Annotated in this window: 10 protein-coding genes; 4 read left to right on the forward strand and 6 right to left on the reverse strand. The window is 55.9% G+C overall.

What is annotated here, in order from left to right; genetic code table 11:
* Positions 1-206: 206 nt before the first annotated feature.
* The 3 genes from AC2FFP_RS17365 to AC2FFP_RS17375 form a co-directional block, all read right to left on the reverse strand.
* Positions 207-905 carry a response regulator transcription factor gene (locus tag AC2FFP_RS17365; RefSeq protein ID WP_496725040.1) on the reverse strand — a complete coding sequence of 233 codons (699 nt, stop codon included), beginning with the start codon at positions 903-905 and terminating at the stop codon, positions 207-209.
* Positions 905-2,770: a PAS-domain containing protein gene (locus AC2FFP_RS17370; protein WP_496845096.1), complete on the reverse strand. Its 1,866-nt coding sequence runs from the start codon at positions 2,768-2,770 to the stop codon at positions 905-907. Before AC2FFP_RS17370 ends, AC2FFP_RS17365 begins: the two co-directional genes overlap by 1 nt.
* A 130-nt stretch (positions 2,771-2,900) precedes the next feature.
* Positions 2,901-4,433, reverse strand: coding sequence for a sulfatase-like hydrolase/transferase (locus tag AC2FFP_RS17375; RefSeq protein WP_496769285.1), 1,533 nt, complete (start codon positions 4,431-4,433; stop codon positions 2,901-2,903).
* 296 nt (positions 4,434-4,729) lie between these two features.
* Between AC2FFP_RS17375 and AC2FFP_RS17380 the strand changes: the two genes are divergently transcribed.
* From AC2FFP_RS17380 to AC2FFP_RS17395, 4 genes are read left to right on the forward strand one after another with little or no spacing between them, the layout of a single operon-like run.
* On the forward strand, positions 4,730-5,854 hold the full coding sequence (locus AC2FFP_RS17380) for an ABC transporter permease (RefSeq protein ID WP_496725046.1): 1,125 nt from the start codon (positions 4,730-4,732) through the stop codon (positions 5,852-5,854).
* 1 nt (position 5,855) lies between these two features.
* A complete protein-coding gene (locus AC2FFP_RS17385; protein WP_472725066.1) occupies positions 5,856-6,671 on the forward strand; it encodes an ABC transporter ATP-binding protein in 816 nt (271 codons plus the stop codon).
* A gap of 5 nt (positions 6,672-6,676) precedes the next feature.
* Positions 6,677-7,993 carry an MlaD family protein gene (locus AC2FFP_RS17390; RefSeq protein ID WP_496769283.1) on the forward strand — a complete coding sequence of 439 codons (1,317 nt, stop codon included), beginning with the start codon at positions 6,677-6,679 and terminating at the stop codon, positions 7,991-7,993.
* Positions 7,990-8,640: an ABC-type transport auxiliary lipoprotein family protein gene (locus AC2FFP_RS17395; protein ID WP_496740334.1), complete on the forward strand. Its 651-nt coding sequence runs from the start codon at positions 7,990-7,992 to the stop codon at positions 8,638-8,640. The genes AC2FFP_RS17390 and AC2FFP_RS17395 overlap by 4 nt, the downstream gene beginning before the upstream one ends.
* A gap of 43 nt (positions 8,641-8,683) precedes the next feature.
* On the opposite strand, the gene AC2FFP_RS17400 is transcribed toward AC2FFP_RS17395, so the two are convergent.
* From AC2FFP_RS17400 to AC2FFP_RS17410, 3 genes are all read right to left on the reverse strand, one after another.
* Entirely contained in the window at positions 8,684-10,612 is a 1,929-nt protein-coding gene (locus tag AC2FFP_RS17400) for a vWA domain-containing protein (protein WP_496845097.1), read from the reverse strand.
* Entirely contained in the window at positions 10,609-11,148 is a 540-nt protein-coding gene (locus AC2FFP_RS17405; protein WP_496845144.1) for an RNA polymerase sigma factor, read from the reverse strand. The genes AC2FFP_RS17400 and AC2FFP_RS17405 overlap by 4 nt, the downstream gene beginning before the upstream one ends.
* Before the next feature lie 61 nt (positions 11,149-11,209).
* On the reverse strand, positions 11,210-12,790 hold the full coding sequence (locus AC2FFP_RS17410; protein ID WP_496845098.1) for an FMN-binding glutamate synthase family protein: 1,581 nt from the start codon (positions 12,788-12,790) through the stop codon (positions 11,210-11,212).
* Positions 12,791-12,937: the final 147 nt, after the last annotated feature.

Raw genomic sequence — 12,937 nt, forward strand, 5'->3', positions numbered from 1 at the left:
CCTACCGCGAACTCGCAGATAGGTTTCATCCAATCCCGTGGGTAAGTGGCAGCCTTTCAAGGAAATCACTCAGAAACCTGCTCGCGATTGATTAACATCAACAAGCACCAAGGCATGCGTTTACCTCTACCTCAGTCAAAAAACCGCGACACGACCGGAACAGCGCCCTGTCTTTTTGTGCGGCAAGTCGTCGTTTTGACCAGTGCTTACCATTCAACATCGCCCAAAAAAATATATCCGGCACCATAGATAGTTTTGATCAGGCGAGGGTTTTTGGGGTCTTCGCCCAGTTTGGTCCGCAATCTGGAAATTCTGACATCCATTGCACGATCGAAACTGTCGCCGGCAGCACCACCCAGGGCATCTTGCATCTGAGTGCGGCTGATCAATCGCTTGGGACTTTCCAGAAACAGCTTCAGAACTTCGCCCTCTGCATGGCTGAACGGAGTTTCGGCACCGGATCCGTCTTCTAGGATGTAGCGATCAAAGTAGGCCGTCCAGCCGTTGAAACGTGCCACGTCAGACTGTGCGGTCTGCGCCTTGGGGGATCGCAACCGCGCCCGAATGCGTGCCACAACTTCGGCCGGGTCGAACGGCTTGGTAATATAGTCATCCGCCCCCAGTTCCAGACCGGTGACGCGATCCTGTACCTGCGCACGACCAGAAATGATGATGACCGAAGCCCCCTGCTCCAATGCCAGCCGATGGACCAGTGCCAACCCATCCGTATCCGGCAGGGACAAATCAACCAGACATACGTCCGGCGTAACCCGTTTGAGCGACGCTTCGAATTCCCGCGCGCGCGCAAAGCTCTGGGTGCGAAACCCTGCTTCTTCAAGCGCGTCGGTCAGAATGCGCCGTATCTCGGGCTCATCATCGACAATGGTTACCAGCGGTTGGGTCATCAGGCAGCCTCGTCACGGATCAGGGCAGACAGTTGCGCCCGGGTGAAGGGTTTCCGCAGCACCGGCGCGCGTTTCAGCGCCTCGCGATACAACGGATCGGAATAAGGCAAGGATGTCATAAGGATACGGGGCAACGCGGGCTCCAGTTTTGCCAAAAGATCCAAACCCGTCTCCTGCCCTTCAAGGCGAATATCGGACAGCACCAAAGCAATGTCTTTGACATCTTTTGCCAGGGTGATGGCTTCGTCACAAGACGTCGCCTCAATCACTGCAAACCCGATGTCGACCAACATATCGCGGAACTGACTGCGCAGATCGTCGCTGTCTTCGACCAACAGAACCAACCCTTCCTGTACTGGCAGGGCTGCTCGGTACGGCAGTCGCAAAATGACCGATGCACCTGACGGAGTATTGCGCAAACTCAGGTCGCCGCCGGCCAGCTTGACGGTGTCGTAGACCATCGGCAGACCAAGACCCGACCCTTTGTCGCCTTTGGTTGTGAAAAACGGGTTCAACGCCTTTTCCAATGCATCTTTCGAAAACCCGGGGCCAGTGTCTGACACTGCGATTTCGGTCCATATCTCACCAATGGTATGGGCGCTGATTGTGATCTGGCCGGATTCTCCACAAGCATCCCGCGCGTTCAAAACCAGGTTCAGCAAGGCGTCCTGAACCATCCCGGGATCCAGCATCAGAGCTTTGTCCGGCAACGTATTAACCACCGACAAGCCGACCCCGCGCGGCAGGGATGGAGAGGCCAGAATGCGCAAATCCTCAAGCAATCCGCGCATGTCCGTCGCTTTGGGTTGAGGTGTCCGGTTACCCGTCATATCGGCGATGCGATTCAACAGTTGCCCACCCCTGCGCGCTGTCTGCTTGGTAGCGTCAATCAGCTCACGAGCATCTTCCGGCAAATCCATCTTTTCCAGCCTGGACTGCATGCCCAGAATAATGGTCAAAAGGTTCGAGAAATCATGCGCCAACCCGCTGGTCATTTGTGCGGCCATCGCGCGGCGACGGGTTTGTTGCAGCGCGACGCGCGCTTGCGTTTCCTCAGTGATGTCGACGGACATGATGTAAACACCACCTTCGCCATCAGGTGTGAAGGATACGCGAATGCGCCTGGAATCCTGATCCTCGGTAAATTCGAAAACAGAGGTTTCTCCGGCATAGGCCTTTTGCAGATGCGCCTGGACCCGTGTAAAAGCGGCAGAGCCCAAAGCCTTAGAAATATGCATACCCAAAATCTCGGACGGGCGACCTGGCATGACCGAGTTTAGCCGCCGGTTGGAGTAATCGTAGCAGCCTTTGGCGTCCAGATGTGCAATATGGGCCGGCATCATCTCGGTCGTCATACGGGTGCGCGCTTCGATCTCGGTCAATTGGCGTTTGGCTTCTTCCAAAGCCGAGTTTGTGGCCGCCAGTTTTCTGTTCGCTGCTGACAGCTCTTCAGCCCGGTCGAACAACTGACCAGAAAGCTCCTCGGAACGGGCGCGCAACAGCGCCTCAGCCTGTTTCGTATTGGTGATGTCTGTATAGACCGCCACCCATCCGCCTTTGGGCAAGGGGGCACCTTCAACCGAAATAACCTGACCATTGGCCCGAACGCGTTCGATGTAATGAGGTTCGAATGTCAGCGCCTGATTGACGCGCAGATCGACAGCCGCTTCGACATCATCGACATCGCCGTATTCGCCACTGGATGCGAGGTGCCGGATTGTGTCGCTGAACAAGGCGCCGGGCTGTACAAGATGGTCCGGCAGATCAAACATCGTCTGAAACGGTCGATTGCTGACCACCAGCCGAAGCTGGCTGTCATAAATTGACAGGGCCTGGCCGATCAGATTCAGACCAGCCGTCGTCATGGACTTTATCTGTTGCTCGGTTATTTCCAAATCCATCCTCCCCGCGACACATGCGTAACACTGGATCTGTTACAGGTGTAGAGGGCAAGAGCGCGACAGGTTGGAAAAACGGGTCGCACATATTTTGCGATCAATACCTGGATTTGGTCTTGGGACCATCCGCCGTAATGGAATCCAGAGACAGTGTATGATCCATATTTTTCATCCGATGGCGCAACATTTGTCTGGATAGGCGCATCAAGACCGACAAATATTCGGGATCATTCGCCTTGTTCCGCAATTCTCCACCATCCTGGTGATCAAACAGCATGGGCGGAAGGTCTGCGGCGAACTCGACCAGAGTGAAACGCTCATCCCTCAGGATGCCCAGACATGAATCGCTATTACCCGTACCCAAAACCTGCTGCCAGATCGTAGGTTGCTCTGGTTCGGCAAAATCCAACTCGCTGAAGGAATAGCTGCGCCAATCGTCAGGGATTTGCCCTTGCATCAGCGGCAGCAACGATCGACCGTCCATGGAATTTGGGATCGGCTGGCCGATCCAATCCAAAATAGTCGGCGTAATGTCGATGGATTCCGTCGGTACCGAGATCACCGACCCGGCATGCGATTGATTGTTGGGGTCCCTAATCATCAATGGCGTTTTATAGGCGGCGTCAAAGACCGCCATCTTGCCCCAGCTGTGTCGGTCGCCCAGCATCTCTCCGTGGTCCGCAGTAATGACAACCATCGTGTTGTCGTATTGGCCACTATCCTTCAGGAATTGGACGACACGCCCGATGTGATGGTCAACCTCGGTTGCGAGACCCAGATAAACCGCGCGCAGCGTTTGGATGTTTTCAAGCGTCGGCTCTACCCCTTCAAAGCCCAAAACAAAGTCACCGGCGGACGTATTGTCAATTGTCGGGCCAATAAACGGATGCATCGCCCGTTCATCCATCGGATCAGAGAACCCTGCGGGCCGAGGCAGGGTCGCTAGGTCATACATATCGTTGTAGGGTGCCGGGGCGACCAATGGCGGGTGTGGTCGAATATAGGTCAGATGGGCAAACCAGTCTTGGCCAACATAAGGCGCCATGCTGTTCAAGAACACGTCCGTCAGAAAGGCTGTATCGCTGTCTTCAGCCCGGTACATAGCCGGGTCATTCAACCGGGGTTCACCCCCATCCGGCGCGACCGGCTTGTGAACATCCCAGTAATCCTCGAACGCGTAGCCCTTTTGCATCAGATGTCCGCGCCAAGGATAGGATTCCTCCAACCGCATTTCGAGGACCTCATGAAACCCAGCCATTGGGTGTTCATAGGATTTCAGGATCGGATCGTTGTGGTCATGTACCCTAGGGTCGGCGGATGTATCCGTGTATCCAAACAGCATGGGCAGATAGCCGGCTTTGCGCATTTCGGTCGCGATGTTCGGGGTGTCATGCCGCAACGGGGTTCCATTGCGAACCGATCGGTGGTTCATCGCATATTGCCCGGTCAGGATTGACACACGCGATGGACCACAGGGGTTGGTCACCGAAAAATGCCGGTCAAACGTCACCGCCTCGTCCATGAATGCACGCAGGTTTGGCAGATCGACATGGGCCGCTAAAGCGCCGTTCAGACAGTCGGCGCGCAACTGATCTATGATGATGAACAAAACATTCTTAGCGTGCCGCATTTCGCTCTCCTTGATTCCACGTCAGTGGCGCCAGAGCGAACTCTGTCTTGGTTCGCAGAACCCCGCAACACCTGAGTCACGACCCATCGGATTTTCGCCCGGCGCGCCCATGCAACAGAAGCAACAGATTTATTTGAAATGATCTTGCGCCGGTCGGCCCAGTTGAGCGCAAAACCAACCACAACCACGACCTTCGTGTCTGGAGATGTCACTTAGACGCTATTGAGCGCCAATAAATACAACACAGTTCGCAAAAATCCGTTGCAGGTCAATGTCCTTTGCCATCACATACGCTCATGACGCAGCCAGTGATACAGTCGGACCGTGACGCCAACGGCGTTTACCTGCGGGTTTCGGGTGATTTGGTGACTCAATCCCTGGACACGGTCGAAAAGGCGTTTGAAGAGTTTAGCGCTGACAGAGACGAACTAACAGTCGATCTTTCGAAGGTCGGAGCACTGGATACCGGTGGCGCATGGCTGATTGCCGATGTTGCACGGCGCGCAAAGGCAAGTGGCGCGACCGTACATTATGAAGGGTTAAAGCCCGCCCATTCCGCTCTTTTAGACACCGTGGCGGAAAACATTCCCGACGACCCCGGTGTGGCAACTGAAAAGCGCAGTTTTACCGACTGGGTCGCAAGTGTCGGGGAACGCACCGCCCAGGCCGGAAAAGACATGCTATCCCTGCTGGGCTTCCTGGGTCTGACGCTGCATCGCCTTGTCCGTACAATTCTAATGCCGCGCCGTCTGCGCAAAGCGGCCTTGGTCTCGCAAATGGAAGAGACCGGACTCAAGGCCATCCCGATCGTTGCCCTTATGGGGTTCCTGATCGGCGTCGTACTGGCCTTTCAGGGCGCAACCCAGCTAAAGCAGTTCGGCGCCGAGATTTTCGTGGTCGAATTGATTTCGATCTCAGTTTTGCGTGAGCTCGGCATTTTGCTGACCGCAATCATCGTTGCGGGGCGTTCAGGATCGGCTTTTACCGCCTCGATTGGCTCGATGAAGGTTCAGGAAGAGATCGACGCAATGCGCACGTTGGGTTTGGACCCAATCGAGGTGTTGGTGATCCCGCGTGTTGTTGCCCTGTTGATCATGCTGCCGATCCTTGGTTTCATCGCCGACCTTGCCGCCCTTATCGGCGGCGGATTGATGAGTTGGATTGACCTGGGTGTTAGCCCGGGCATGTTCGTCACACGCCTGAAAGAGAACACCGGTATTTGGCAATTCGCCATTGGCATGATCAAGGCCCCCTTCTTTGCTTTGGTCATCGGCGTAATTGCTTGTTGGCAGGCCATGCAGGTCAAGGGGTCTGCCCAATCCGTCGGGCAACGAACCACGGCTTCGGTTGTGCAATCCATCTTTCTGGTGATCGCTTTGGATGCTTTGTTCTCGATCTTCTTTTCGGTGATGGAGGTCTGAGTTGGACGGTACGACGCTGGAACAAACTTCTAAATCCGACGCTCAACGCGAAGCGGTTATCCGCGTTCGCAATCTTACAAACCAGTTTGGGCCTCAAGTTGTACATCAGAATCTGAATCTGGATGTGTGGCGTGGTGAAGTTCTGGGGATCGTCGGCGGATCGGGAACTGGCAAATCGGTTCTGCTGCGCACGATTGTGGGCTTGAACAGACCCGCGGCGGGCAGCATCGAGGTGCTGGGTGTCGACGTATTGAATGGCCCAGAGCAGGAACGCCGCCGGATTGAGCGTCGCTGGGGCGTTGCCTTTCAGGATGGGGCATTGTTTTCCTCGCTAACGGTCTTGCAGAACGTGATGGCGCCACTGCGCGAACATACAGGGCTGAGCGAAAACCTGATGTGCGCGCTTGGTAACCTGAAGATCAGCCTTGTCGGTTTGCCGCAACTGAGTTGCGGGAAATTGCCTTCCGAATTGTCCGGCGGAATGCGCAAACGCGCCGCCCTTGCCCGCGCCTTGGCGTTGGACCCGGAAATTGTGTTTCTGGACGAGCCAACCGCGGGTCTCGACCCAATCGGCGCGGCTGCGTATGACGAGTTGATCGGCGAATTGCAGCATGCATTAGGCTTGACGGTCTTTATGGTCACGCATGACCTCGATAGTCTTTATGCCATTTGCGATAGGGTCGCAGTGCTCGCAGAAAAACGGGTTCTGGTTGAAGGTCCGATTGAAGAAATGACCAAAGTCGACCATCCTTGGGTTCAAGAGTATTTCACCGGCCCCCGGGCCCGCGCGGCGCAAGAGAAGGGTCAGGACAGGTAAAGGCTATGGAAACCCGGGCAAACTATATCCTGATCGGCGCGTTCACAATCGCGGGCATCCTTGGTGCCTTCGGGTTTTTCCTATGGCTCGCGAAATTCGAGGTGTCGCGCCAATACGCATATTACGACGTTCTGTTCGAAAACGTATCGGGCCTCTCCTCTGCGGGCGGCGTAAGCTTCAACGGCTTGCCCGTTGGTCAGGTGATTTCGTTGAACCTGGACGAGGACGATCCGTCAAAGGTGCGCGTTAAGCTTGAAGTAGATGCCGACATACCCGTCACCGAAGATACCATCGCGCAGCTACAATCTCTGGGCGTAACTGGCGTCAGTTATGTTGAGCTGACGGGTGGCAAAAGCAGCGACAAACCCTTGCCGGAAAACAGCGTAATCAAAAGCAAGCGCAGCGCGATTCAATCCTTGTTCGAAGGTGCCCCGAAAGTTCTGGATGAGGCGGTTACCCTGCTTGAGAGTCTGAATTCGGTCGTTGACGACAAGAACCGCCAATCCGTCAGCAAAATTTTGGACAACCTGGCTTCTGCATCCGGCAGGCTGGACAAAACGCTGACAGATTTCGAAAGCTTGTCCACCGACCTTGGCGGCGCTGCCAAGCAACTGGGCAACTTTACAACGCGGCTTGATAAATTGGCCGACACAGCCGAAACCACCCTGACGACAGGGACAGACACACTCAAAAGCGTAAAAACTGCATCCGAGTCCGCAACGGAAACACTGAACAGCGCCAAGACCACAATTGAATCGGCCGATCGCATAATACAGGACGACGTGAAACCCTTCATCGATCGCGCCTCGACATTGGCAGAACGCCTGACCGGCCTGTCCGACGAAGGCAGCGTTGCTTTGGCGACCGCGACCGAGACCTTTGTGAATGCAAACAAAACACTGGGGTCGATCACGGCAGCGATGGATACGGCAAACACCACATTGGCTTCTGCGGAACGCGCTTTTGACTCGGCCAATGAGGTCATCAACAAAGACGTCGGCGCAGTCATGGACGATATCCGCAATGCGGCCAATCAGGTCGCCTCGACGGTGTCTAATGTCACAAGCAAGCTGGACGAGATTTCGGCAGATATCCTCAATGCATCGCGATCGGCATCCGAGTTACTGGGGACCATCGACGGCATCGTCCAGGACAATCGGCGGCAATTGTCCGACTTCCTCCGCGTCGGCCTGCCCCAATTCACACGTTTCATAGAAGAGTCGCAACGACTGGTGATCAGCCTGGATCGGCTGGTGGACAAAGTCGAACGTGACCCAGCAAGGTTCTTACTGGGAACCCAAGCTTCGGAGTTTCGCCAATGATCAGGCTGTTTCTTTTGGTTCTGGCGTTGGTGTCGCTGGGCGCATGCACCGGGTTGGGTACGCTGAGGCAGGCCTCCAAGCCAAACGACCTGTATCTCTTGACGCCCAAAAGCACCTTTTCGTCTTCGTTACCGCGTGTGCAAAAACAAATCGTTGTACAGGAACCGACGGCTACGGCCGCGGTCAATACCGATCAGATCGCTGTTCAGCCAACCCCATTGCAGGTGCAATATCTACCGCGCGCCAGATGGGTCGACCGTGCACCGCTTATCGTACAGGCGCTGTTGGTCGAAAGCTATGAAAACAGCGGCAAGGTGGCCGCTGTTGGTCGCTCAACCGTGGGTCTGCGCGCAGATTATGTCATCGTTCCGGACCTGCGCGAATTTCAGGGGTTCGTCGTCAGCGATGTTGAGGGGACAAAAACCATTCGCGTCGAAGTGCGCATGAACATTAAGATCATTGATGAATTCGAAGACAAGATCATCGCGTCCAGTTCATTTCGGGAAGTTGTTGCCTCTGCTAGCGATGCGACGCCTGACCTTGTGAAAGCCTTTGACGATGCTTTGGGCAGGACCATGCGCGACGCCGTAGAGTGGAGCGTGCGCCGGATCAATACACATGCGGCCAACAACCAAAGATCGTATTGACGGGACACGGGCGCTGCCCAACGCAGCGCCCCATTGCCCGCTGTTACCTTGACAGTGTTTGTGCAAGCCGCATGAGCGTGGCAGCTTCGGCCCTGTACCCAAAGGGATCTTCGCCACGCGCCGCGTTCGCCAATCCGATCGCATCGTCGTAGGACCAGTTCCCCAGATACTCTGCACCGCGCAATAACTGCCCGAATCCGGCGACAGCATAGGAAAAGCGGACATCGTCTGTAGCCTCGCCCTGCAGCGCCGCAATGGGCTGTTCGATCAACTGACTTTGGTCAGATCCCGACATTTTGTAACGCAGCTTGAAAAACCCGATCTCATCCGAACCATCGCGCACCGCTTGGGCACCATAGCGCAACGGGTCGTTCAGGATGGCGTCTGAACCAACAGGCGTGACCTCGTAAATCGCCGTGACCGAATGGCCTGCTCCAATATCACCGGCGTCAACTTTGTCATTGGTGAAATCTTCTCGACGCAACGCGCGCGTCTCGTATCCGATCAGGCGATATTCGGCTATTTGTGACGGGTTGAACTCAACCTGGATTTTGACGTCGTTGGCAATTGGGAACAATGCGCCGGTCAACTGGTCTACCAGGACTTTTTGCGCCTCGCTCAGCGTGTCGATATACGCGGCCTGTCCGTTTCCGTTCTGGGCTAGTGCCTGCATCGTGGCATCATCCAGATTACCCCGGCCAAAACCCAAAACACTCAGAAACGTACCGCTGTCACGTTTATTTGCTATGAAGTCTTTCAGCGCATTAGGATCAGACAAGCCAACATTAAAGTCGCCATCCGTTGCCAGGATGACGCGCGTGACCTCGTCGTCGGCGCTCATGCTTTCGGCTACCTGATATGCCTGTTGCAACCCGGCCTGACCTGCGGTCGAACCGCCTGCCTCCAACTGGTCGAGCGCGCCGAGGATTTTGTCACGTTCCACGACCGCAGTGGGTTCCAGAACCTGCCCCGCGCTTCCGGCATAGGTCACGATCGAGACCTCGTCCTCATCTCGCAACTCTGACAGCATCAAACGGAACGATTGTTTTAACAGTGGTAGTTTGTTGGCATCATGCATCGATCCCGACGTATCGATCAGAAAGACCAGATTAAGCGGTGGTCGGTCCTCAATCTGCGGCAATGCTCCTTGGATACCGACATGCACAAGCTGAGTACCCTCATTCCAAGGCGTCGGTGTTACTGTGATCGTCGGCCGGAACGGCGCGTCCCCTTCTGGCGCGGGGTAGGAGTAAGGAAAATAATTTACCATCTCTTCGACACGGACGGCATCCTTGGGTGGAAGCTGACCGCGCATAAGAGAGGACCGGACGATCGAATACGAGGCCGTATCGACGTCAATTGAAAAGGTGGAAACAGGCTCTTCACTGGTGACTTTCAGAGGATTGGCTTCAGCGTTTGAAAACGCCTCGGTATCCGAGAGGGGCAGAATTCCCACCTCGCGTTCAACCATCATATGAGTAGCATCGCCCGAAGTGACGCCAAGTCGCGCAGTGTTTCCAGCAACCAAGCCCGAAACGCCTTGCTGAGGGGCGGCCGCTTTGGATCGCACGGGCGCGGCATACTCTTCAACAACGACCGGGGCCTCAACGACGGGTTCTTCCAATACGGCAGAATCTGCTTCGGGTGCGGGCGCAGGGCTTTCGCTGCGCGATAGGGGCTGCACAACGATGTCGCGGGATTGCGGCACGAACATAATCAGCGCAACAGCGGCAATTGCGGTTGTCGCGGTTAGGGCGCCGCGATGGGACAAAGCATTCAACATGGATTTCGCTCCTTCTGTCATGCGGGCCATTGGGCCTCGCTTAACAGTCGGACGCATCGCAGCATGCGATCCTTGGCTGTGTGCATAATTTTTCTGAGCCCGTTTTAAGTTTTGCGCCCGCCGTTCGGCATCTGGTGCCGGCGTCGCAGCATCCATCAAGGCTTTGAAGTCATCAAGATCATCGGTCATGGTGCCAATTCCTCTTGTCGCAGGGCGCGCAGACGTTTGCGAATGTCCGACATGCGCCAGGACACGGTGCCTTCGGACACGCCCAGAACTGCTGCAGCTTCGGCGTGTGTCATTTCATCCTCTAATGTCAGGGCCAGAGTATCTTGCAAATCGAGTGGCAGAGACCGCATGGCGCGCTGCAACCAATCCATTGCTTGGGCCGTCTCGGTCGCTTCTGCCCGTCGCAATTGCTCCACATCACCCCACCCTGCGGCAGCGCGACTGTGACTTGCTTGGCGACGCCGGGCGTCCTCGGCCGCGTTGACGACAACGCGATAAAGCCAGGTTGTGAACTTGGCCTGCGCCCGAAAACCCGCGATTTTGGTGGGCAACGCCGCACAGATATCCTGTGCCAGATCCTCGGCCTGATCAGCCCGTCCGGTCAGGCGAAAAGCCAGACGAAAGATCCGGTCATAGTGGCGCTGCAACAGGGTCGCAAACGCATCAGCGTCCCCGTCCGCAGCGGCCCTGGCCAAGTCCTCATCCGATGTTTTCATACGCATCACACTGAGTATGACGGATCGAAAACGTCAATCCTTGGCGATGTCGCCAAAAAAATTAAAAGTGGTCCGCCGAAGCGAGTTTCCAATCGGCCGCGTAGTCGGGCGGAATTGTGTCGGTCAACAAAACGCCTTCGTCAATAAGGGTATAGAGTTCGGCATAAGACCGTTCCCGCTCGTCTGCCGTACGACGGCGGATATCTACCGGGTGAAGGTCCGACACCTTGTCTTTGCCCATAGCGCCCAAAAGTTCGCGGAAGCTTTCCAATGTCGCATCGTGAAAGCGGTGTACGCGTTCGCGTTTTTGGGGAACATTGACCGCCCTGCCCCGTATCGGGTCCTGGGTGGCTACGCCTGATGGGCAGCGGTTCGTATTGCAATGCAGCGCCTGAATGCACCCCACGGCAAACATCATTGCGCGCGCTGCATTACACATGTCCGCCCCCAGCGCGAATTTTTCGACCATGTCGTAGCCGGTGGCTACCTTACCCGAACAGATGATCCGGATTTTGTCGCGCAAACCGACGCCACGCAGGCAGTTGTTGACGAAAATCAGCGCTTCGTTCAGCGGCATGCCCAAACGGTTGGTGAATTCGACCGGGGCAGCACCGGTACCGCCTTCGGCACCGTCAATCGTGATGAAGTCCGGCAGGATTCCTGTTTCCAGCATCGCCTTGCAAATCGCCATGAATTCGGACGGTCTGCCAATACACAGCTTGAACCCGATTGGTTTACCGCCAGACATTTCCCGCAGATGCTGTACAAAATGGATCAGACCGGTCGGGCCTTCGAAGGCAGAGTGGGTGGGCGGGGATATCACGTCCTGATGTTCGGGCACGCCACGGATTTCAGCGATCTCCTGATCCACCTTTGCGGCAGGTAACACCCCGCCATGCGATGGCTTGGCCCCCTGCGACAGCTTGATTTCAATCGCTTTGACAACGTCCTTTTTTGCCTTTTCGGCAAACAGGTCCTTGTCAAAACCACCCTCGGGCGTGCGGCAGCCGAAATAGCCTGTTCCGATCTGCCAAATGATGTCGCCACCCTCGGCCAGATGGTGCGGGGACAGGCCGCCCTCACCCGTGTTATGCGCAAATCCGCCGTCCTTGGCGCCGCCGTTCAGTGCCCGGATCGCATTGGCGCTGAGCGCCCCAAAGCTCATGGCGGAGACGTTCAGCCGCGACGCACTGTATGGCTGCGTGCATTGCGGGCCACCCAGCATGATCCGTTCTTCGCTTTCATCCACATGCTTGGGCGCAAGCGAGTGGTTAGCACGATGATATCCGACTGACAGGACGTCGTATTGCGTACCAAAGGCCTGCGTATCCACCTGTCCTTTGGCCCGCGAGTAGACAAGTGATCGTACGATCCTATTGAAAGGGCGGCCGCTTTCGTTGGTTTCCACAAAATACTGCCGGATTTCCGGGCTGACGAACTCCAGCATATACCGGAAATGCCCCAGGACCGGATAGTTGTTCAGCACGTTGTGTTTGGTCGTCAGCATGTCGTAAAGGCCGATCACGGCATATGGAATGAGCACCACCAGCAACCAATGGGCGGGCGGCCAGAAAAAACCCCACAACAGGGTCAGCGGCAGACACACATATGCAATGAAGTAATAGAGTCTGCGTACAATCATTCGTGCTCTCCCAGGGTCGCGTGCTTTCCGGCCTGCGGTAGCAGCCGAGGTGTTCGCCAAACGTGGGGCAAATCGCTGTTAGATTGCAAGCGATTGTGCCCGCCTTCACGCAAACGGGCGAAGATGTGAAATGTAGTCCGGAAATTG

This window comes from Ruegeria sp. YTSC004 (genome assembly GCF_059609805.1).